Here is a 22,331-nt window from a genome sequence, read left to right on the forward strand (position 1 = left end):
TACGCACTACTCTTCCCTGCTCCCTGCTCCCTGCTCCCTGCTCCCTCTTCCCACATGGCAATCAAGATTGGGCAATATCTGCTCAACAGGAGTCCCGTTAAACGGTTGCGCCGTCAGAATGATGGTGCCATCCTTTGCTATGACCCAGCCTTGGGCTTCGATAATCACTTTTTTGTCTTGACGGGGTCTGACTGTTCGCGTAGCGTGGCCAAAGGCCTTGGCCTGCTGCGGTAATGGTTGTCTGGTGTTGGCTAACCTAGGGCTCCTTCGCCACCCCACTGTTCTGTGGGCATTAATCACTGGATTCTCTGGAGTTGGTGGTAAACCCCCTTTTCCGGTAATGAAAAAGGAACTGCCGCCAGCAATTCGATTGTTCTCAAAGCCACAAAGGTCATTGGCCAGGATCGCTTCTGCATCTACCGGGCTTGCTGGTAATTCGGTTAAGCCTGATGTGGGGTCTAGCTGTGAGATATTGAGGATTACCTCACCATTGAAGGATGAGCCAAGAGTGGAGGTGGAAGTGATGTCATTGTCTGGAGTTGGACGATCCCGAAACTCTAAGCCAAAGATGCCTTGGGCTTTAATCTCAACACGACCTCCTGAACCTTTGTCAGCATTGGCGGTGATGTCGCTATTTCCCAAACCGACTAAAGTTTCAGTATCAATGTTTATATTTCCCCCAGTGGTATTCTGGGCGTTGGTGGTAATTTTGCTTTGGTTAAGCAGTCGGATGTCACGAGCTTGCAGCGTAATATTGCCTTGGTCTCCTGCTGTTTGTGCTGTGATCCTGCCACCGTTGTTTAGGAAGATGGAGTTGGCATTAATCTCTAGATCCCCTGCTGAACTCCCCTTTTCATTGCTTCTAGCACTAACAACTGCTCCATCAGAGACCATTAACTGCCCAGTGGTAATTTTCACATCTCCCGCTTTTCCTGCCCCGTCAGTTCGAGCAAACAAGCCGCTGCGAAACCGACCATTGGCTGAGGTACCAGTACCAATAAGCTGAACAGTCTCCTCGGCATTCACACTCAAGGTTCCCCCGTCCCCAAGACCAAAAGTGCCAGCTGAAACAATTGCTCCATCAGAGACCATTAACTGCCCAGTGGTAATATTCAAATTTCCGGCATTTCCTTTTGAGCCTCGATTAGCTTGAACAAACAAGCCGCTGGGAAACCGACCATTGGCTGAGGTACCAATCAGTTGCACAGTAGAGTCGGCATCCACACTCAAGTTCCCCCCGTCCCCAAGACCAAAAGTGCTAGCGGAAACAAATGCTCCATCTTTGACAATTAACTGCCCAGTGGTAATACGTGTTTCTCCCGCATTTCCTGTCCCAAAAGTTCTAGCAAACAATCCGCTGCCACGCCTACCATTGGCTGACCTACCAATCAGTTGCACAGTAGAGTCGGCATCCACACTCAAGTCCCCCCCGTCCCCTTCATCAAAAGTGCCAGCTGAAACTTGTGCTCCATCTTTGACAATTAACTTCCCAGTGGTAATACTCACATCTCCCCCATTTCCTGTGCCTTCAGTTTGAGTAGACAAGGCGCTGGCAAAGCGACCATCGGCTGAGTTACCAATCAGTTGCACAGTCTCGGAGGCATCCACACTCAAGTTCCCCCCGTCCCCTTCACCGACTGTAATAGCTGAAACTCTTGCTCCATCTTTGACAATTAACTCCCCAGTGGTAATACTCACATCTCCCGCTTTTCCTGTTTTTCCTTCAATGACGTTGGCTGCCAAAGCGCTGATAGTACCATTAGCCGATACACCAATTACTCGAACAGATTCACTGGCATTCACACTCAAATCTCCCCCCTGTCCTGAGCCCAATACATCTGTAGTTATCCTAGAACCACCCTCAAGACTCAACTGAGAAGCCTCAACCACTATGCCACCGCCACTTCCACTCCCCTTGGTATCCGCAAACACAAAAGAGCGATCGCGTAAAGTCACATTAGCCCCCTGCACCTGGATACTCCCACCACTTTCGCCAGTGGTCTCAAGAAAAGCACCTTCGGACAAACTAATATCCTGAAACTCTTGAACTGCTGAATAATCCAACCCAAAACTAGTATCTGTTGGGGTCAAGTTAACCACACCATTACCAACACTCCCCAGCTCAATCCGTCCATCTGTTGCTGTTAAATTACCACCAGGAATAGTAATCTCACCACCAATCAGCCCTAAGGTTTGACCATTTGGTACCTGAAACAGACTAGAGTGATTAGTAATACTTCCGGGATTTGAGCCATATTGCAACCCAGAGGGAATATTAATCGTTAATAACGGTTTCTCATTGGGATTTTTTGCACTGAAAACTGTGCCATCTTCAAACAATACACTATCAGCAGTACTCCCAAAAAATGAGCCTCTGATATCTAGTCTGCTATTTGCACCAAAGACAATACCGTTGGGATTGATCACAAATAAGTTAGCATTACCCAATACTCCTAGAGTTCCTAAAATATTGGAAACCTTAGCTCCAGTTACCCGACTCAGTATGTTGGCAACTCCAGCTGGTAAGCCAAAATAAACTCGCCCCATTTCTGCCACATTGAAATCCGAAAAGCTGTGGAATAGATTGCTTTCTCTAATCGCCCCACCTTCAATTAAATCTGCCAGGGTACCGTTAACATTGACATTCGGAGTTACTACAGAACTTTCATTGCCCAGGGTATTATCTGGAGTAATTTGCCCTAATGCCGTAGTTGCAGCGAGTAGAGAATAGAGAACAAAGGGACTTGCTTGCACAAGTCCGTTAACCCGAGGTTTCATGTTACTAAAAATGAGCTACCGAATTGATATGATTATTTCATAAAATTTAGGTTTATGCTGTTAATTTTTATTAGGCCAATATGGCAGTTTTCAATTGGGTGAGGTGCATTTTTTAGTTAAGTAGGGTGGGCAAAGTCATCATTTAGTGACCAATCAAAACCACCAAACTGTTTTTGCCCACCCTACAAGCTGTTCCCGACTCCCGACTCCCGACTCCCTACTCCCGATTCTCTATTCCCTACTCCCTACTCCCTACTCCCTGCTCCTGAATGACAATCAAGATGGGGCAATATCTGATCAACAGGAGTCCCGTTAAATGGTTGCGCCGTCAGAATAATCGTGCCATCCTTTGCTATTACCCAGCCTTGGGCTTCGATAATTACTTTTTTGTCTTGACGGGGTCTGACTGAAGGCGATTCGTGGCTTTTGGCCTTTGGTTGCTGGTGTAATGGTTGTTTCCTGGTGCTGGCTAAGCCAGGACGAGTTCGCCACCCCACTGTTCTGTGGGCATTAATCACCGGATCTTCTGGAGTCGGTGGTAAACCGCCTTTTCCGGTAATGAAAAAGGAACTCCCGCCAGCAATCCGATTATTCTCAAAGCCACAAAGGTCATTGGCGAGGATAGCTTCTGCATCGACCAGGATTCCTGGCAATTCGTTTAAGCCTGAGGTGGGGTCTAGCTGTGGGACGTTGAGTATGACTTGACCGTTGAAAAGTGGGCCACGGTTGGAGGTGGCGGTGATGTCATTGTCTGGAGTTGGACGGTCTCGAAACTCTAAGCCAAAGATGCCTTGGGCTTTAATCTCAACACGACCTCCTGAACCTTCTTCAGCATTGGCGGTGATGTCGCTATTTCCCAGACCGACTAGGGTATCAGTATCAATGGTGATATTGCCCCCATCAGTATTGTCGGCATTAGTTAGAATCAAGCTTCGGTTGAGGAGTCGGATGTCACGAGCTTCTAGGATAATATTGCCTTTTTCTCCTCCTGCTGTTTCTGCTGTGATCCTGCCATCGTTGTTAAGGAAGATGGAGTTGGCATTAATATCTACCGTGCCTGCTGAACTCCCCGGTTGAATGCTTTGAGCACTAACAACTGCTCCATCAGAGATTATTAACTTGCCAGTGGTAATTTTCAACAAATCTCCGGCATTTCCTGTCCCTTCAGTTGAAGTAAACAAGCCGCTGGGAATTTGACCATCGGCTGAGGTACCGATGACTTGAACCGTAGAGTCGGCATCTACAGTCAAATTGCCTCCATTCCCTTCACCCAAAGTGGCAGCTCCAACTTGTGCTCCATCAGAGACGATTAACTCCCCAGTGGTAATATTCAACTCTCCCCCGTCCCCTTCACCAAAAGTTTCAGCTGAAACAAATGCTCCATCAGAGACGATTAACTCCCCAGTGGTAATACTCAAATTTCCGGCATTTCCTTTTGAGCCTCGATTAGTTTGAGTAAACAAGCCACTGGAAATTTGACCATCGGCTGAGGTACCGATGACTTGAACCGTAGAGTCCGCATCTACAGTCAAATTGCCCCCATTCCCTTCACCAAAAGTGCTAGCTGAAACTTGTGCTCCATCAGAGACGATTAACTCCCCAGTGGTAATACTCAAATTTCCGGCATTACCTTTCCCTTGAGTTTGAGAAGACAAGCCGCTGGGAATTTGACCATCGGCTGAGGTACCTATCAGTTGAACTGTAGAGTCCGCATTCACTGTCAAATTTCCGGCATTTCCTTCACCAACAGAGATAGTATTAACTTCTCCTCCATCTTTGACAATTAACTGGTCAGTGGTAATACTTATATCTCCCCCATTTCCTTTTGAACCTTCATTAGCTTGAGCCAACAAGTCGCTGCTAAGTTCAACAGTAGAGGAAGCATTGACATTAATGTCCCCCCCGTCCCCTTCACCAAAAGTGCTAGCTGAAACTCTTGCTCCATCTTTGACAATTAACTCCCCAGTAGTAATACTGACATCTCCCGCTTTCCCTTTCCCTAGAGTTTGAGTCAAAAAGCTGCTGGCAAACTGACCATCGGCTGAGGTACCTATCAATTGAACCGTAGAGGAGGCATCCACTGTCACATTTCCCGCGTCCCCTTCACCCCGTGTCGTAGTTGAAACAAATGCTCCATCTTTGACAATTAACTGGTCAGTGGTAATACTTATATCTCCCCCATTTCCTTTTGAACCTGCATTAGCTTGAGCCAACAAGTCGCTGCTAAGTTCAACAGTAGAGTCCGCATCCACAGTCAAATTTCCCCCGTCCCCTTCACCCGAAGTGCTAGTTGAAACAAATGCTCCATCTTTGACAATTAACTCCCCAGTGGTAATATTCAACTCTCCCGCATTTCCTTTTGAGCCTGGATTAGTTGAAGAAGACAAGTTGCTGGCAAACCGACCATCAGCTGAGGTACCAATCACTTGAACAGTAGAGTCTGCATCCACAGTCAAATTTCCCCCGTCCCCTTCACCCGCTGTCGTAGTTGAAACAGATGCTCCATCAGAGACGATTAACTCCCCAGTGGTAATACTGATATCTCCCCCTTTTCCTGTTGCTCCTCGAAAAACGTTGGCTCCCAAGATGCTGGGGGCATCAGGCGCACCAACCACTCGCACAGATTCAGTGGCATCCACTGTCAAATCTCCCCCCTGTCCTGAGCCCAATACATTCCCAAATATCCTAGAAGCACCCTCAAGACTCAACTGAGAAGCCTTAACAACTATGCCACCACCACTGGCACCTCCTTCGGTATTCGCAAAAACCAAAGAGCGATCGCGTAAACTCACATTAGCCCCCTGCACCTGGATACTCCCACCACCTGCCCCACTGGTAGTGACAAAAGCAAAGTCGGACAAACTAATATCCTTAAACTCTTGAACTGCTGAATAATCCAACACAAAACTGCTATTCGTTGGGGTCAGGTTCACCACACCATTAGCACCAACACTCCCCAGCTCAATCCGTCCATCCGATGCACCTAGAGCGCCATTAGGAATAGTAACCTCACCACCAATTAATCCTAAGGTTTGACCATTTGGTACCTCAAGCCCAAAAAAAGACTGATTAGTAATACTTCCGGGATTTGAGCCATATTGCAACCCAGAGGGAATATTAATCGTTAATAACGGTTTATCATTGGGATTTTTTGCACTGAAAACTGTCCCATCATCAAACAACACACTATCAGCAGTACTCCCAAAAAATGAGCCTCCCAGCTCGAGTCTGCTATTGGAACCGAAGACAATACCGTTGGGATTGATCAAAAATAAATTAGCATTACCCAATACTCCTAGAGTTCCTAAAATATTGGAAACATTAGTTCCCGTTACCCGACTCAGGATGTTGGCAACTCCAGCAGGATTCGCAAAATAAACTCGCCCAAACTCGGCCACATTGAAATCAGAAAAGCTGTGGAATAGATTACTTTCTCTAATCGCACCACCTTCTATCAAATCTGCCAGGGCACCGTTAATATTGACATTCGGAGTGACTACAGACCTTTCATTTCCCAGGGTATTATCTGGGGTAATTTGTCCTAATGCCGTAGTTGCACCCAGTAGAGAACACAGAACAAAAGGACTTGCTTGCAGAAGTCGGTCAATCCGAGGTGTCATGTTTATCAATAAATCTCCCGATTTCTCGGATTATTTCATAAACTATGAGTTAAGTTTTAATGATTTAATAACTCTTTAAAAAGACTTTACTGAAAATTCATAAAAATATCGCAAAGGGAACAGGGAATAGGGAACAGCGGATCTGGGAATAGGGAGTAGGGAGTAGGGAGTAGGGAGTAGGGAGTAGGGAGTAGGGAGTAGGGAGTAGGGAGTAGCGATGCAGTCAACTATTATTACTGTTCTGGATTACCTGTTCTGGATTACCTATTTCGGATTACTTGTTCCCGATTCCCGATTCCCGATTCCCGATTCCCGATTCCCGATTCCCGATTCCCGATTCCCGATTCCCGATTCCCGATTCCCTCTATTTAGTCCCCTTCAAACTATCCAACTTCTTGGTTAAAAAGCCAGTAAAGATAGTAATCACTCGACGCTTTCTCTCCTTAATATTCACAGTTACCGACATCCCTGATGCTAGGGGAACTGAGTTGCCTTTAATATCGATAAACTGCTGTTTTAGGGCAATTTTGGCAGGAAAACGGTAATAAGGATAAATCTGATCGGGCTCTAAAGCATCGGCTCCAATGGAAATTAATTTACCTTTGATATCACCAAACTCACTAAAATTAAAGGAATCAATTCTGACATCGACTTCCATCCCTTCTTTTACAAAACCCCGGTCTTTATTGGTGATATAAACTTCAGCAATTAGCTCATCATTCGGCACAATTTCCAGAATAGTTTCGCTACTAGTTGTCACAAAGCCTGGGCGAGCCTTTAGCTCAAAAACTTTCCCAGCTACGGGAGCTTTGATTTCGTGATACTTCAAATTTTGCTTGATTTGACTAATTTGACTATCAATTTCCGCTATCCGTTTATCATTTTCTACAATTTGCTTACCGAGCTGACTATCGATATCCGCAATCCGTTGTTGATTCACAGCAATCCGATCCTGTAGCTCAGTTTGAGAAGCCGCAATGGTATTCGCCAATTGTGCCTTAGCTTGAGCGATCGCACTTCTAATCCGTTCTTGTTCCTGAATTAACTGGTTGACCTCCGCTTGCTGTGTACCAACCTCAGCTTGCCGTGTACCAACCTCAGCTTCACCAAAAATTTTGGGTAGTCACGCCCCGTCCTTCTAGGACGGCTTTTTCTGATTATTGATGTATTCTTTGAGTACCTCTATTGAAGCTCCTCCGACAGAAGCGGCAAAATAACTAGGACTCCATAGTGCTTTTTTGCCGTTTGGCAATGGAATTTCCCTTTTGTCCGTATCTACGACTGGAGACCCCTTTCAAACTGTTAACTATCTGCGATATTGATATTTTTGGGGGATATTCAATCAGTGTGTGTACATGATCAGACTCTCCGTTAAACTCTTTTATTTTAAAATTCATTTTCCTTGCGACTTCCTTAAATGATTCTTCGATAGCCTCAAGGCTTTCCGCTGTCAATATTTTTTGGCGATACTTTGTTACACATATTAAGTGCATCTGCTTGCTTTGTAATAGTGTGCCTTTCCTTCCGGAATCTCATTGCCAAATCTTGTAGACTACACTATAATCATAATACAGACCAAAATAGGAGAGGTAAGTGAAAGAGGTAAGTGAAAGCCAGGTACCAGTATCGTTTCTATCCAACTAACCAACAGAAAAGCAACCTAGCCAGGTTATTTGGCTGTGTCCGGGTTGTTTGGAACGATGCTCTGGCTATTTGCAAAAAATCAGAGAAAATTCTTAAATCAGGGGAATTGCAAAAACTAGTAATTACCCAGGCAAAGAAAACAGAGGAAAGAAAATGGCTGTCCGAGGTTTCTGTAGTCCCATTGCAGCAGTCTGTGGCTGATTTGGGAGTTGCTTATAAAAACCTCTTCGACTCTCATAAAGGAAAGCGAAAAGGCCGCAAAGTTAGACCTCCAAGATTTAAAAAGAAGACTAACAAGCAAACAGCCAGATTAACTCGTAGAGGATTTTCCATCCAGGGTAATGGTGTTTATTTAGCAAAGATTGGAGTAGTCAAGCCTATATGGTCTAGAGAGTTGCCGTCAGACCCAAGCTCTGTAACTATAATAAAGGATTGTGCAGGTAATTATTTTCTAAGTTTTGTCGTAGATGTTGAACCTGTTCAAGTCGATGCTAAAAACCAAAGTATCGGGATCGACCTAGGAATCAAAACATTTGCCGTAATGAGCGATGGGAGTGAAGTAAGTAGTCCTGATTATTCAAAGCTTGATCGCAAGTTAAGAAAAGCTCAGAAGAAGTTTGCTAAGCAACCTAAGGGGTCGAACCGTAAAGAGGTGACTCGCCTGCGAATTGCCAAAATAAATAACGAGATAGCTAACAAGAGGAAAGACTTTCTGCATAAATTATCGACTAAGACTGTTATCGAAAACAAAGTAATAGTCTTGGAAGATCTGAACGTATCAGGAATGATCAAGAATCGAAAGTTAGCTAGATCCATAAGTCAGCAAGGATGGGCTGAATTTAGGACTCTTTGTGAGGCTAAATCAGACAAGTATGAAAGAGACTTCAGGGTAATCAGCCGCTGTGAACCTACTAGTCAAATTTGCTCTGATTGTGGATTCAAATGGGGAAAACTCGATTTGTCTGTGCGTTCAGTACTTTGTTTGAGTTGCGGGACTGAACAGGACAGAGATATAAACGCTGCGAGAAACATAGAGAAAGTCGGCATGGGGCATCGGCACGACTATAAACGGGCAAGGAGGGATGGTAAGACTGTTGAGACCGTAGGTCACGCGGGCCACGTTCGGCAGCACAGCCCGATGATATGTCAAGAATCACCGCTCATAAGCGGGCGGTGAGTATGTCAATATAGACTTGCCGTAGTGACATACTCCCACACTGAATCGAAGATTACAGTGTGGGCTTCTTACCAACTCCAGCCATCGCTATCGGCTTTCGCCGACGCTGCGCGAACGGATACTCGGTAAGCTTTATTTACGACACGGTCAGAAGTTACCGCAAGAAGAGTGGAGCCTTTATGGTTAGTCGGCTATGGGTAAAGGGTTAAAACTTTATGATTAAGGCTCCACTCTTCTAAGGTTTCGTCTCCGGGATGCCCCTCCGCGCCGGAACAATACAATAAGTTCTATTTTTTAGGAACGTAGGTGGCTGACAAACCAGCATTTAAGGCCTTTGGCCACGCTTCGCGAACGGCTTTGTTTATCAGTACATATATTATAGCAATTTTATAATACCCTGTGCAAAATTCATCCCACACCTATGCTACGCATTAGGTGTGGGGCTTCTTTTGCCGGACAGCTAAACTCGCCCAGCCTAAAATCGCACCGGGAGAAAGCTTTTGAACCGTTACCTCCTTCTTTGTGCGGGGGTCATAACCCAGTAGGCGAGCTTGTCCTTGATAGAGAATTACCACATGGGAGGGTATTTTCTCCCGCATTAAAATTGTTTCACCAAGGTGATAGTGTACTGGCTGCAATTGTGCAGATAGTTTTTCTAATGCTGTGGTTGGTAATTGATTAAAAGGAGATACACTAGCAATAAATTCTTGGATGGGGGAAGTGGTAAAAGTCATGGCAATAAAATTAAAGAGTAGGGAGTAGGGAGTAGGGAGTAGGGAGTAGGGAGTAGGGAGTAGGGAGTAGCGATGCAGCGCGGTCTTGGGGGTTTCCCCCATGAGCGACTGCATCAAGACGGGAGTAGGAAAAAAATAGGTGTGTGTACTTCATTAATATGAAAACCGCTATAGTTGGTAATCGTAAAATACCAATTACCAATTAAGATTTACATGAATACAAACAAACTGATTAACGGTCGCCGATATAGCATTTATAAATAGATTATGACAACCAATCTTGATTTCTCATAACACCAAAAATTCCTATATAGCACTAAGCATTAAGGTGTTTGACATTGATAAAAGCTAATGCACCTCAACTTTTGCCTCTTGCCTTTTGCCTCTTGCCTTTTGCCAATGCCATTGCGCGTAGCGCTATATCTTGACACTGTTCCCTGCTCCCTACTCCCTACTCCCTACTCCCTACTCCCTGTTCCCTATTCCCTATTCCCAGATCCGCTGTTCCCTTGTTCTATAAATTGTTGTAATTGCTCACCGAGCCATCTATTAAACAATTCCTTCAGCAGTCGCTGACGCATAGCTTGGTCTAACTGGGCTGGAATTAATTTTTCTAGGCGCACAATCACGATCCACTCCCCTATTTGTGTTGGTGTCCACAACTGACCAGGCTGACTCAGTTTCAGGATCCGAGCAATCTGAGGGTGGGGCATAGTCATGGGCATAAGACCAATTAATCCTCCACTTTGAGCTTCTGGTCCTTGGGAATATTGCCGTGCTATTTCAGCAAAGGATTGCTCTCCATCCTCCAGCCGATAATACAGTTCCCGAGCAACACCTTTATCCTTAAGGCGAATCAAGGAATAACTAACCTGATCGAGCTGCTGTTTGCGCTCCAGAAAGTAAGATTCTAGTCGATGACCCCAGGTTTGTTGTTGGAATTTTTCAAGTTTTAGCTCACGGGTTGCCAAGGTTTTTAATTGGTTTAGAGTGATCTGATGATTCTCACACCAAGCCTGACGTGCTTTGTCATCCGTGAGCTTATGTTTGCCATAAAACCGCTCTTCAGCACTAGTTTGCTCTTCTGGGGTGCAGCTGATCTCAGCGATCGCATGGTCAATAATAATTTCCCGGAATAGCTGAGGCAGCAAAAGGTATCGTCTCAGCAGGGGGATAATTTCTGATGCTGTAATAGTTTGGTTAGCAACTTTTATAATTTCGTTCATCAGGCTTTTCTGTGACATACTCCCACACTGAATCAAAGATTACAGTGTGGGCTTCTTACCAACACCAGGTATCCCTTCGGTTACTCGGTAAGCTTTACTTGTGACGGGATGCCCCACCGCCAAATTCAATATATTGATCGCCGCATTTACATCTCTGTCAGCTACATAACCACAATGAGGACAAGAGTGGATGCGGTCTTTTAGTTTCTTCGGTACTCTTTTCCCGCAGTTAGAACAGTTCTGGCTTGTATTTCTGGGATTTACTGCTTTTGTTACCAGTCCAGCATTTTCGGCTTTGACTGACAATATAGACAGAAATTGTCCCCATCCAGCGTCTAACACAGATTTAGCTAGTTTAGTTTTAGCTAGACCTTTAATATTTAGCTTTTCATGGGCAACTAGATCGTGATTGTCTAGTAACTCCTTGGCGGTCTTGAAATGAAAGTCTTTCCTTGTATCCGCTACTTTCTTGTGTGCCTTCCCTAGTCTGTTAACAGCCTTTTTCCTGTTAATACTCCCTTTCTTCGATCTACTGACAGATTGTTGGATTTTCTTTAGACGCTTTTGAGCTTTCCGATAGTACTGAGGGATAGGGACTTCTGAACCATCCGACTTCACCAGGAAAGACTTGAGACCCATGTCTATCCCGACAGGGTTAATTACACCATCTACTGGAATAATGTCGGGTACAGTATCATCTTGGATCGACAGCGTAACATAATACCCATCTGCTTTACGGGTTATAGTAGCTGTCTTGATCTTAAAACCTTCTGGAATGGGTCTGTGATAAATCATTTTGACTTTCCCGAATTTTGGAAGAGTCAAAATATTTCCTTGTATTGGATTTTTGGAAAGCGAAGGGAATGTAAACGATTTATATCTGTTTTTTCCCTTAAATCGAGGTCTCCCACTTTTCTTTCCGTTGCTGTCACCCTTAAGAAATCGTTTAAAGGCAAGATCAACTCTCTTTACGCAATCTTGTAAAACTTGAGATTGAACAACTCCGTACCAAGGTCTATCCTTCTTTAGTTGAGGTAGAGTCTTTTTCTGGGAAAAATAGTCGGGATTATTTCGTAAATCCGGCAAATAACAAACAAGAGGACAAGAGTTAATAGAGCAGCGATTTTGTTCATACCAGTTAAACCTGTCCGCCAGTAAGTAGTTATATTGACATCGGAGCATGTCCAGCCATCTTTCTACTTCCGTTTCTTGCGACTTAGTCAATCTTAGCCGGTATTGATAGGCTGCTCTCATTGTTGCTGTCCTCTGTTTTTCGACCTATCATTAATAGATAACACAACCAGCCAAATGGCAAGTCAAAATGAAAACTATAAAAATGACAATCCGTTTAACCGAATACGAAAAGAAAAAATTAGCACAAGAGGCAGAGAAGAGAGGAATGAACCAATCTGAGGTACTTAGAAGTTTAATAGCTCGCTTTCCCGATCCCAAGGACTCTGTGTAAAATTCATCCCACACCTATGCTACGCATCAGGATGTGGGGCTTCTTTTACCGGCCAGCTAAAATCGTAAGTATTCAGCTATCAGTTATCAGCTATCAGTTATCAGTTATCAGCTATCAGTTATCAGCTATCAGTTATCAGCTATCAGCTATCAGCTATCAGCTATCAGTTATTAGCTTTGTGGCACAGGCTTCGACCCTGGGAGATAACGAGATAACACTACGCAAATGTTTAATCTATTTGAAGAAAACGGGCTGGTTCGGCTTCTCCCAAATGTAAGCATTGAGCTGACGGCTGACAGCTGACAGCTGATAGCTGTTGAAATGAATGACTTGTTTCTCAAATATGAATTCGCTATAGTCTGCTAGGTCATCAATTCCTAGCACGTTTAAAATAATTTCAGTTATAAGCCAAACTATGATTTTCTGCCACATTACCCTGTCCTCTTTACCTGTCTAGTTTTAGAGTAATGAGCAGAGCCAGGAATGCTGTCTCAGTTTTTGCCTCAGTTTTGGGATGAAGTGTTTTAATTCAGCTGATTTTTTTGATTTTTATTAGATTAATTTAAGGCGGGATTCAGATTAATTTTAAATTACTTTAATATTGAGGAATTAATAGAGATAATAAACAAGCTTAGGGGTGGATATAGCATAGTAATTAAGACTATTTATCTCAGTTTTTGTATCAGTTTTGCGATTTTATTCAGACTTATATCATTTTGATCTCATATTATTTCCGATAGCATCGGTATTAGAAAGCTATTGAGCTTAGAAAAAAAATGCGATCGCTAATCTAACTAGCGATCGCTAACAGTCTTGGGTAAACACCTTTCATGTAAGAACTAATCGGAACAGTCTTGGGATTAAACTGTTGTGTTACACAAATGCATTAAATGCCTGCTCAGCAGCATCGAGATTACCGAATACAGTCAGATTATCCTCGCCGCCAAGGATTGCTACTACGGCTTCTTGACCACTAACTGTTTCGCGACCGAAACTAATATTGCCCAAGAACTCATCAGCGAAATCAAAGGCATCACCGGCCTCAAAGTCAGTGATTTGGTCAAAGTCCTGGAGACCGTCTTGGAAGATTTCACTGCCGAAGGCGAAGATGTCTGCACCTGAATTGCCAGTTAACAAGTCATTGCCAACGCCTCCGTTCAACACATCATTAGCGCTACCACCAATGAGAGTATCATTGCCCTCATTACCGAAAACAGTACCGTTAACAGTGCCTGCGATACCATCATAGGTATCATTACCAGCACTGAGTAGAACATCGCCGTTGATAGTACCTTGGTTAACAACAGTGACGTCACCCTCAGCACCCTGAGCATCAATACCGACCTGAGGGCTGCCTGCAACAACACCACCGTTGATAGTGCCCCTGTTAATGATGTCGCCGTTGAGTTCGACTCCGTCCTCAATCAGTACTGCCGCATCAGTTTCTGAGGTCAAGGTGCCTTCATTGACAATATCACCATTGAAGACTGAGAGGTCAGTATTAGTACCCTGTCTGAGGCGAACAGCAGTTGCTCGGTTGTTGCCCACCGGCACACCACGTCCGATCACCGTACCCCGATTAATTACGCTACCTGTGACATCAGCACCGAGTTGTAGAGAAATGGCATCTCCATCATTGCCTTCACCCACATCGATCAGACCACTACTTTCGTTGACAATCGAGTAGGAAAGCGCACTCTGGTCAGTGTAAACGACACCATCCCGGGGACTGGCAGAGGTGAGAATCTCACCGAAGTTTTGAAGGCTAATATCTTGACCACCGATATTTACGGCACGACTAGCACTAGTGATAGTACCGAAATTTTGCAGCGCCCCAGAAGAGGTACCGCCATTGGCAAAGCTAACGCCGTTGAAAGCACCATCAATTGTACCGTTATTAACGATTGTACCGTTGAGTTCGACTCCCGACTCAATCAGGATACCACTGTCAGTTTCTGAGATCAACGTGCCTTCATTGACAATATCACCATTGAAGACTGAGACATCCGCTCCTCCGATGTCAGTACCCTGTCTGAGGCGAATCGCAGTAGCTTGGTTGTTACCCACCGGCACACCACGTCCGATCACCGTACCTTGATTAACCACACTGCCTGTGACATTAGCACCGAGTTGTAGAGAAATGGCATCTCCATCATTCCCCTCACCGACATCGATTAGAGCATCAGGACCGTTGAAAATATCATAGGATGTAGCGGTCTGGTCAGCGTAAACGACACCATCCCTCGGACTTGCAGAGGAGATAATCTGGGCTAAGTTATCAACCTTGATGTTCTGACCACCGATGTTGACGGGACGACTATCACTGGTAATCAAGCCTTGGTTGGTTAATGTGCCAGAAGAGACACCACCATTAACGAAGTTGACACCGTTGAAGCTACCATCAATTGTCCCTGTCTCTGCGTTAAAGATGCTGGCATTAGTGCCCGTGATATCAACAGCACTACCATCAACATCCAATGTACCGAATACGCTTAAAGAATCCCCTACTCCGGGTAGTACTACGGGCTCGGTTAGAGTTTCTCCAGTGGGAATAAAAGTGTTTGACATCAAAGTTCCTCCGAATGCAAGTGAATTAAGTTGAGACTGAAAGTAAACACTGGTCTACCGGCAATAGACCAGTGTAATGTTTTTAACCTCAGGCAAACATTGACCCTTAGGCAAAAACCATCAGTTTTAACAGGGCATTAGCGCTGTTGTCTAGTCGCTAAGGTGTCTATATTTCTACAATGGCATTCGGATCAGAGCCTAATGTCTCAGTTTTTGTCTCAGTTTTTTAGCTCAGTTATTTTAACTAGGCTTAGTTGTATAATTTTTTTCATACTTAGCCCAGGGTGAGCTTAGATTTTTCTCAGACTAATCTCAGGTTGAAGCATAAACCGATGAAATTAATCTTATTCAGAGGCGATATTGTATAGCATAAGTTGGCATAATAGTTGTCTCAGTTTTTGTCTCAGTTGTCTCAGTTTTGCTTTTTTTTCTCAGTTTGGTTTCAGTTTTAATTCATTGATACAGTAAGTCCGGCGTTGCTGAATCAAAAAATGAATCAGAGTAGAGTGGGCATCCTGCCCGCCCCAAAAAATCAGGAACAGGCAAGATGCCTATTCCACAGGTGCGACCCTAGGCCGGGGAACCCAGCCTAGGAGGCGCGCACCTAAAAAACTCTTAGAGGTTGTCTGAGAAGTCTCATTTGCTACATCCAAGCCCCCGTTGGTCCCCCAATTTTGGGGGACTTGTAGAAGCAAATAGACTCTTGTTCCCCCCAAAGTTGGGGGGCTAGGGGGGCAAAATTCAGTATAAAAAAACTTGGGAGATATCCTCTTAAAATCATTCCATTATCTTAAAATCATTCCATTATTAAGCAATGCCGATTTGGCTGCGTGTTATATCATGTCAGGATAATTACTCTGTCTTGATGCAAAGCGCGAGTGGGGGAAACCACGGCAGTCGCTCATGGGGGGAACCCCCAAGACCGCGCTGCCTCCCCAAGACCGCGCTGCATCGCTTAATAAAAATCTCCCCATCACCCCATCACCCCATCACCCCATCTCCCCATCTCCCCATCTCCCCACACTTTTATTATGGGTATTCAACCGAACTTGATATTATTCTCCCATCAGCCCATCAACCTACAGTCTTAATGTCAATCATTTAGCCTATCTACTTTAGTAATAGTGCTTAATTTTCGGCTGTTATCCCGGATCGGGTAATCAGTTAACGAAGGTGTGATCTGGTTTATAGGGTTTATAAATCAGATCTAAACATAGGAGGTCTTTTTTTCTTCTCCAATAAAACTCCGGATATCTTGCCCCTCTTGCCTTTTGCCTCTTAGCTTTTGCTTTTTCCGGCAATAATTTTGTTTACAAACCAGATATAAACGCGCTGATCGGTTGTTAAACAATTTGTAAGCATATGCGCTACGCGCAGGCTACGCCAACAGCCGTCAGCCGTGAGCTAAAAGCTCACGCGTGCGCGAACAGCCGTCAGCTTATTTTATTCAAAAGCTGTTCGGTGTATAGTCATTTCAATTTAGATTGAGACAACTCTTTATTGCTATGAAAGGGTTTCAGCCGAAAAAGTGTTCCATTGTTATTTGAAATTACTATAGCTTGGCCACAGGCCTTGGCCAAAGGCCACGCTACGCGAATGGCTGAGAGCTGAGAGCTGATAGCTGATAGCTGATAGCTAATAACTCAGAGCTGATAGCTCAGAGCTCAGAGCTGATAGCTGATAGCTGATAGCTGAATACTTACGGTTAGTTAGCTAAACACCGCTCCACTCACAGCTAGGGAGAGTTGCTTTGGTGAAGACCAAGCTTTTATTGTACTGCATTGCAACCACAACGTTTTCTGATGGCTGCTTCTACTTAATCGGTGATCAAGGTCAGCAATTGGAATTCAGTGATGAGGATAGCTCAAAGTTATGTCTATTTTTATGATCGGCACCCAACGCTCAGGCTCTAATTTATTGCGCCTGATGTTGAATCAGATTGGTGATCTCGCTGCTCCCCACTCCCCTCACATATTGCAGCGGATGATGCCATTACTACCTACCTATGGGGATTTGAGTCAAACGGACAGCTTTACCCTCTTAGTCAATGATGTGTGTCGTTTAGTGGAACTCAATCCTGTCCCTTGGGAGGGTGTGCATTTAGATACAAAGGAAGTTATTTCCCTTTGCCGAGAGCGGTCTTTGGTGGCTATATTTGCCTCTGTTTACGATATTATGGCACAAACTTGGGGAGCACAGCAATGGTGTTGCAAAAGTTTAGCCAACGTTTACTACCTGCCAGAGATTACCGCCTACTTGGAAAACCCTAAATTTATCTATTTGTACCGGGATGGTCGAGATGTGGCGGTTTCTTTTAAGAAGGCAGTGGTTGGAGAAAAGCACTTCTACCATATTGCTCAAGAATGGGCAAAAGCCCAGCGTTTAGCACTCCAGATGCGCTCTCGCCTAAGTCCCCAGAGGTTTTTTAGCATCAGTTATGAAACCCTAATCAGCTCTCCTGAGACTACCCTGCAGGATCTGTGTAATTTCCTAGGGGTGCAGTATACTCCTGAGATGCTGGATTTCCATCAATCCCAGGAAGCCTCGAATGCTGCAACGTCTAGCTCCCTATGGAGTAATGTCACCCAACCTGTAATTAAACAAAACACTAAGAAGTTTCTCCAGGAAGCTACGGATGAGGAAATCCTGATTTTTGAATTGGTGGCGGGAGATGTACTTGATGCTCTTGGTTACGAACGGGTTGGGATTCTTAAAGGGAAAGAAATCAAATTCAGCAGCACTGCGATCGCTAAATTTAATGGGATTAACCAAAGCTTAAAAGCAGAGGCACGCCAAAAAATGGATCCTGAGGACTTAAAGCGACGAGATCGCCAAGCCACTCTGCTCAAAGAGATTAAAGCACGTCAGACCGTAGTGGCTTAAAGAACTCACTATGTTAAAAAAACTGCATGTAAACTCGGAAAATTCCGAGTCGGTATCCCTTTGGTTTCTCTTCTGGAACTTTTTCAAGATCGGTAGTACAGCCTTTGGCGGTTTCATGGCTCTGATTTCCGTAGTGGAAAATCGGATGGTGCGGCGGCACAAACTCCTCACCCATGAAGATATGCTAGACGGCATTTCTTTAGCCACTGTTTTACCTGGTCCAGTTGCTGCTAATGTAGTAGCCTATGTGGGCTATCGCTTAGGGAGGACTAATGGCGCTGTAGTTAGTGCCATTGGTGTCTTGCTCCCTTCTTTTATCCTGGTAATTGGTTTAACCATTACTTATCTCCAGGCCGGGGAAATTCCAGCACTTCAAAAAGCCTTTGCCGGATTTATTCCTGCGGTGGCGGCGATAATCTTGAGTGCCGCCAGACGCATGAGCAAAAAAGCGATCAAAGGCTGGCGGGAACTAGTGATTGCTTTGATAGCGGCAGTCCTACTCAAGGTAGTAGGAGGATTCTACATTACTGTGCTAGTCGTGGTCGGTTCTGGATTGGTAGGATGGCTTTGGTTAGGTGACACTAAGCACTCGGGACAGGAGAATTCCCAAGCTCAACCGATTCAGGAGTCAATTCAGGGGATTTCCTGGCTGAAGCTGTCAGTCACCTTGCTCATCCTGCTGAGTTTTCTGTTGCTTTCTCTGATTCCCCTACCCTTTTTGGGGGAAACCAGCCTCGGGAAACTATTCGTGACATTTTCCGGCATGAGCCTGATGCTATTTGGTGGAGGCTACGTGTTCATTCCCCTGATTCAAGAAGTGGTGGTGAATAATTACGGTTGGGTGACTCAGACAGAATTTGCTAATGCGATCGCAATCGGACAAATTACCCCTGGACCAATTCTGATCAGCGCTGCCTTCATCGGTTATGTGGTGAAAGGGATTTCCGGAGCAATAGTAGCAACAGTAGGCATTTTCTTACCACCAGGACTGCTGATGGTAACCTGTTCCCACTTATTGAAACATATCAAAGAATCTACAGTGATTCAGGCGGCGCTCAAAGGAATTCGTCCTGCCGTAATTGGCATGATCATTACCGCTGCTATTGTAGTAGCTGGGAGTGCTGAATTTCATGTTGGCAGCCTGGTGATCTTTGCCGCAGCCCTAGTTGCCCTGTGGCGGTTCCGGGTGAAGGTGCTGTTGATTATCCCGATTGCCGGAATTTTAGGCTTAGTACTTTACTCAATCTAGAATGGATTGCTATAGCAAAGGGAACAGCGGATCTGGGAGCAGGGAGTAGGGAACAGGGAACAAACATTCTCTCAATTCCTACACGGATTGCTATAATATATAGTTTTAAAACAAGTTGTAAAGTTAGAGATTTTCGAAAAAGGCAAGAGGAAATAGGCAAAAGGCAATAGGGGAAAGAGATCCAGAGTTTTTTAGCTGGCCGGTAAAAGAAGCCCCACATCCTGATGCGTAGCATAGGTGTGGGATGAATTTTACACAGAGTCCTTGGGATCGGGAAAGCGAGCTATTAAACTTCTAAGTACCTCAGATTGGTTCATTCCTCTCTTCTCTGCCTCTTGTGCTAATTTTTTCTTTTCGTATTCGGTTAAACGGATTGTCATTTTTATAGTTTTCATTTTGACTTGCCATTTGGCTGGTTGTGTTATCTATTAATGATAGGTCGAAAAACAGAGGACAGCAACAATGAGAGCAGCCTATCAATACCGGCTAAGATTGACTAAGTCGCAAGAAACGGAAGTAGAAAGATGGCTGGACATGCTCCGATGTCAATATAACTACTTACTGGCGGACAGGTTTAACTGGTATGAACAAAATCGCTGCTCTATTAACTCTTGTCCTCTTGTTTGTTATTTGCCGGATTTACGAAATAATCCCGACTATTTTTCCCAGAAAAAGACTCTACCTCAACTAAAGAAGGATAGACCTTGGTACGGAGTTGTTCAATCTCAAGTTTTACAAGATTGCGTAAAGAGAGTTGATCTTGCCTTTAAACGATTTCTTAAGGGTGACAGCAACGGAAAGAAAAGTGGGAGACCTCGATTTAAGGGAAAAAACAGATATAAATCGTTTACATTCCCTTCGCTTTCCAAAAATCCAATACAAGGAAATATTTTGACTCTTCCAAAATTCGGGAAAGTCAAAATGATTTATCACAGACCCATTCCAGAAGGTTTTAAGATCAAGACAGCTACTATAACCCGTAAAGCAGATGGGTATTATGTTACGCTGTCGATCCAAGATGATACTGTACCCGACATTATTCCAGTAGATGGTGTAATTAACCCTGTCGGGATAGACATGGGTCTCAAGTCTTTCCTGGTGAAGTCGGATGGTTCAGAAGTCCCTATCCCTCAGTACTATCGGAAAGCTCAAAAGCGTCTAAAGAAAATCCAACAATCTGTCAGTAGATCGAAGAAAGGGAGTATTAACAGGAAAAAGGCTGTTAACAGACTAGGGAAGGCACACAAGAAAGTAGCGGATACAAGGAAAGACTTTCATTTCAAGACCGCCAAGGAGTTACTAGACAATCACGATCTAGTTGCCCATGAAAAGCTAAATATTAAAGGTCTAGCTAAAACTAAACTAGCTAAATCTGTGTTAGACGCTGGATGGGGACAATTTCTGTCTATATTGTCAGTCAAAGCCGAAAATGCTGGACTGGTAACAAAAGCAGTAAATCCCAGAAATACAAGCCAGAACTGTTCTAACTGCGGGAAAAGAGTACCGAAGAAACTAAAAGACCGCATCCACTCTTGTCCTCATTGTGGTTATGTAGCTGACAGAGATGTAAATGCGGCGATCAATATATTGAATTTGGCGGTGGGGCATCCCGTCACAAGTAAAGCTTACCGAGTAACCGAAGGGATACCTGGTGTTGGTAAGAAGCCCACACTGTAATCTTTGATTCAGTGTGGGAGTATGTCACTAAAATAAAAAAAGACCTTCTCGGTTTACATCTCAAATAAAAATGCTATAGCAATCCGTGTAGGAATTGTGAGAATTTTTGTTCCCTACTCCCTACTCCCTACTCCCTACTCCCTACTCCCTGTTGCCTGTTCTCAGAATTCCTAAATGGATCCCTATGAGCATTCCAACTTTTTAGCCTCAACCTTTCAATTAGTTTATCCAGGGAGCCATAATCCTCTGCCGGTAAAAACTTCTCTATCTTAGCTGCTGCCAGGGCTGGATGGTTTGCCGGGATATTCAGAAGCGCGTCGGTCACTACTGCGACTAATTGCGGGTCAGTACCCTTAACCGCAGCAATTGGCCACTCGGGATAGAGCTGGGTGGTATGAGTATAGAAGAATTTGTTTTTAGCTGACTCTAGGATTCTGACCTGTTCCAGGTTTTCCAGCAAGCCTTGGTTGAGCATCTTTTCTAATTGACCTGTACGGATAAACCCAACATCAATTTTGGCGTTGAGTACGTCTTGCACGATCTTGTCTTGCGATTTGTTTTCCACAAAACTGCTGAAGTCCAGGAACGGGTCAATACCATTTTGAAGCAGATGATAGATTTGGAAAGTGCAGCCAGCCGCCGCCGTTTGAAAAGCCACGCAGGCTGCCTTCTTACCCTGCAGATCCTTCAGTTTGTAGATATTGCTATCGCTTCTGACAATGATCAGACCAGCAAATTTTGTACCCACCTGAGGTCGAGAGTGGGTAAGTAGAAATTCCGTATCGTAGAGCCGACGGATTTGCACAGCTGCCAGAGGATTGTTGGTGGTAAAGTGCAAATTACCTTGGGCTACTTCAATGAATTGACTTTCTTGGGTAACAGGTATTAAGGAGAAAGGGCGATTAATCACCTCAGAAAGGTAGTTTAGGAGTGGCTGATACCGTTGTTTGACAGAATCCACGCTATCAATGGTAAGTACACCCACCCGGACAGTATTGTCCGAAACTGGTTGATGGGAAGTATAAACGGGTATCACTGATGGGTTTGCAGACTGTTTCTTCTCGCAGGCGGTAAGCCCTAGGATAAGAGCAATAGATACACCAGTCAACAAATGAACTATTAGATGAATTATTTTTTGTTGATAACTTATTGAGTTTACTAGATTTTTAACCATCAAAACCAATTAAAATCTTCAAAAAGAATAATCATAAAAATAATTGAAACTAGATCTTATTTTTTCTTTGGCAAGAGTTATTTCAATTGATGGATACTTTGATAAAGTTTCGATGAAGTTTTCGATGAAGTTTTAG

At 44.3% G+C, this 22,331-nt stretch carries 18 protein-coding genes and 1 pseudogene; 7 read left to right on the forward strand and 12 right to left on the reverse strand.

The window, feature by feature from the left end; all coding sequences use genetic code 11:
- Positions 1-6 precede the first annotated feature (6 nt).
- The 3 genes from BJP34_RS12415 to BJP34_RS45555 form a co-directional block, all read right to left on the reverse strand.
- The gene (locus BJP34_RS12415; protein ID WP_229424332.1) at positions 7-2,754 is read right to left on the reverse strand and encodes a filamentous hemagglutinin N-terminal domain-containing protein; all 2,748 of its coding nucleotides are present in this window, start codon (positions 2,752-2,754) and stop codon (positions 7-9) included.
- 269 nt (positions 2,755-3,023) lie between these two features.
- Positions 3,024-6,398: a filamentous hemagglutinin N-terminal domain-containing protein gene (locus BJP34_RS46395; RefSeq protein WP_070392616.1), complete on the reverse strand. Its 3,375-nt coding sequence runs from the start codon at positions 6,396-6,398 to the stop codon at positions 3,024-3,026.
- An 86-nt stretch (positions 6,399-6,484) separates the two neighbouring features.
- Entirely contained in the window at positions 6,485-6,625 is a 141-nt protein-coding gene (locus BJP34_RS45555; RefSeq protein WP_168166506.1) for a hypothetical protein, read from the reverse strand.
- On the opposite strand from BJP34_RS45555, the gene BJP34_RS39530 reads away from it, so the two are divergent.
- A complete protein-coding gene (locus BJP34_RS39530) occupies positions 6,616-6,801 on the forward strand; it encodes a hypothetical protein (protein WP_149030938.1) in 186 nt (61 codons plus the stop codon). The two genes, BJP34_RS45555 and BJP34_RS39530, sit on opposite strands and share 10 nt — an antisense overlap.
- Here the strand turns inward: BJP34_RS39530 and BJP34_RS12425 are convergent.
- Positions 6,763-7,389 (reverse strand): HlyD family efflux transporter periplasmic adaptor subunit, encoded by a 627-nt coding sequence (locus BJP34_RS12425; RefSeq protein WP_070392617.1) that lies wholly within the window; start codon positions 7,387-7,389, stop codon positions 6,763-6,765. The two genes, BJP34_RS39530 and BJP34_RS12425, sit on opposite strands and share 39 nt — an antisense overlap.
- Before the next feature lie 147 nt (positions 7,390-7,536).
- Positions 7,537-7,934 (reverse strand): annotated as a pseudogene (gene tnpA, locus BJP34_RS12430) (IS200/IS605 family transposase).
- A gap of 70 nt (positions 7,935-8,004) precedes the next feature.
- Here tnpA and BJP34_RS12435 point away from each other — a divergent pair.
- Positions 8,005-9,219, forward strand: a complete 1,215-nt coding sequence (locus BJP34_RS12435; RefSeq protein ID WP_070392618.1) for an RNA-guided endonuclease InsQ/TnpB family protein — start codon at positions 8,005-8,007, stop codon at positions 9,217-9,219.
- 431 nt (positions 9,220-9,650) lie between these two features.
- Here the strand turns inward: BJP34_RS12435 and BJP34_RS12440 are convergent, their stop codons facing one another.
- The 3 genes from BJP34_RS12440 to BJP34_RS12450 form a co-directional block, all read right to left on the reverse strand.
- Positions 9,651-10,067 (reverse strand): cyclic nucleotide-binding domain-containing protein, encoded by a 417-nt coding sequence (locus BJP34_RS12440; RefSeq protein WP_149030939.1) that lies wholly within the window; start codon positions 10,065-10,067, stop codon positions 9,651-9,653.
- Between the two features lie 365 nt (positions 10,068-10,432).
- Positions 10,433-11,179, reverse strand: coding sequence for a peptidylprolyl isomerase (locus tag BJP34_RS12445; RefSeq protein WP_070392620.1), 747 nt, complete (start codon positions 11,177-11,179; stop codon positions 10,433-10,435).
- Positions 11,180-11,218: 39 nt separating this feature from the next.
- The gene (locus BJP34_RS12450; protein ID WP_070392621.1) at positions 11,219-12,433 is read right to left on the reverse strand and encodes an RNA-guided endonuclease InsQ/TnpB family protein; all 1,215 of its coding nucleotides are present in this window, start codon (positions 12,431-12,433) and stop codon (positions 11,219-11,221) included.
- Positions 12,434-12,500: 67 nt separating this feature from the next.
- Here BJP34_RS12450 and BJP34_RS12455 point away from each other — a divergent pair, with 67 nt between their 5' ends.
- Positions 12,501-12,644, forward strand: coding sequence for a plasmid mobilization protein (locus tag BJP34_RS12455; protein WP_070392622.1), 144 nt, complete (start codon positions 12,501-12,503; stop codon positions 12,642-12,644).
- A gap of 234 nt (positions 12,645-12,878) precedes the next feature.
- On the opposite strand, the gene BJP34_RS36650 is transcribed toward BJP34_RS12455, so the two are convergent.
- Both BJP34_RS36650 and BJP34_RS12465 read right to left on the reverse strand, forming a co-directional pair.
- Positions 12,879-13,076: a hypothetical protein gene (locus BJP34_RS36650; protein ID WP_083305126.1), complete on the reverse strand. Its 198-nt coding sequence runs from the start codon at positions 13,074-13,076 to the stop codon at positions 12,879-12,881.
- Positions 13,077-13,517: 441 nt separating this feature from the next.
- Positions 13,518-15,212 (reverse strand): beta strand repeat-containing protein, encoded by a 1,695-nt coding sequence (locus tag BJP34_RS12465; protein WP_070392624.1) that lies wholly within the window; start codon positions 15,210-15,212, stop codon positions 13,518-13,520.
- Positions 15,213-16,077: 865 nt separating this feature from the next.
- Between BJP34_RS12465 and BJP34_RS45995 the strand changes: the two genes are divergently transcribed.
- The 3 genes from BJP34_RS45995 to chrA all read left to right on the forward strand — a co-directional run bounded on the left by BJP34_RS45995 (position 16,078) and on the right by chrA (position 19,344).
- Positions 16,078-16,317, forward strand: a complete 240-nt coding sequence (locus BJP34_RS45995; RefSeq protein WP_193431321.1) for a hypothetical protein — start codon at positions 16,078-16,080, stop codon at positions 16,315-16,317.
- Positions 16,318-17,084: 767 nt separating this feature from the next.
- On the forward strand, positions 17,085-18,095 hold the full coding sequence (locus BJP34_RS12470; RefSeq protein WP_070392625.1) for a sulfotransferase family protein: 1,011 nt from the start codon (positions 17,085-17,087) through the stop codon (positions 18,093-18,095).
- 10 nt (positions 18,096-18,105) lie between these two features.
- Positions 18,106-19,344, forward strand: coding sequence for a chromate efflux transporter (chrA, locus tag BJP34_RS12475; RefSeq protein ID WP_070392626.1), 1,239 nt, complete (start codon positions 18,106-18,108; stop codon positions 19,342-19,344).
- Positions 19,345-19,595: 251 nt separating this feature from the next.
- Here the strand turns inward: chrA and BJP34_RS12480 are convergent, their stop codons facing one another.
- Positions 19,596-19,739 (reverse strand): plasmid mobilization protein, encoded by a 144-nt coding sequence (locus BJP34_RS12480; RefSeq protein WP_070392622.1) that lies wholly within the window; start codon positions 19,737-19,739, stop codon positions 19,596-19,598.
- A gap of 67 nt (positions 19,740-19,806) precedes the next feature.
- On the opposite strand from BJP34_RS12480, the gene BJP34_RS12485 reads away from it, so the two are divergent.
- Positions 19,807-21,021: an RNA-guided endonuclease InsQ/TnpB family protein gene (locus tag BJP34_RS12485; protein ID WP_070392621.1), complete on the forward strand. Its 1,215-nt coding sequence runs from the start codon at positions 19,807-19,809 to the stop codon at positions 21,019-21,021.
- 127 nt (positions 21,022-21,148) lie between these two features.
- On the opposite strand, the gene BJP34_RS12490 is transcribed toward BJP34_RS12485, so the two are convergent.
- On the reverse strand, positions 21,149-22,195 hold the full coding sequence (locus tag BJP34_RS12490; RefSeq protein WP_070392627.1) for a phosphate/phosphite/phosphonate ABC transporter substrate-binding protein: 1,047 nt from the start codon (positions 22,193-22,195) through the stop codon (positions 21,149-21,151).
- Positions 22,196-22,331 lie beyond the last annotated feature (136 nt).

This window comes from Moorena producens PAL-8-15-08-1 (assembly GCF_001767235.1).
Classification (GTDB): Bacteria; Cyanobacteriota; Cyanobacteriia; order Cyanobacteriales; family Coleofasciculaceae; genus Moorena; species Moorena producens_A.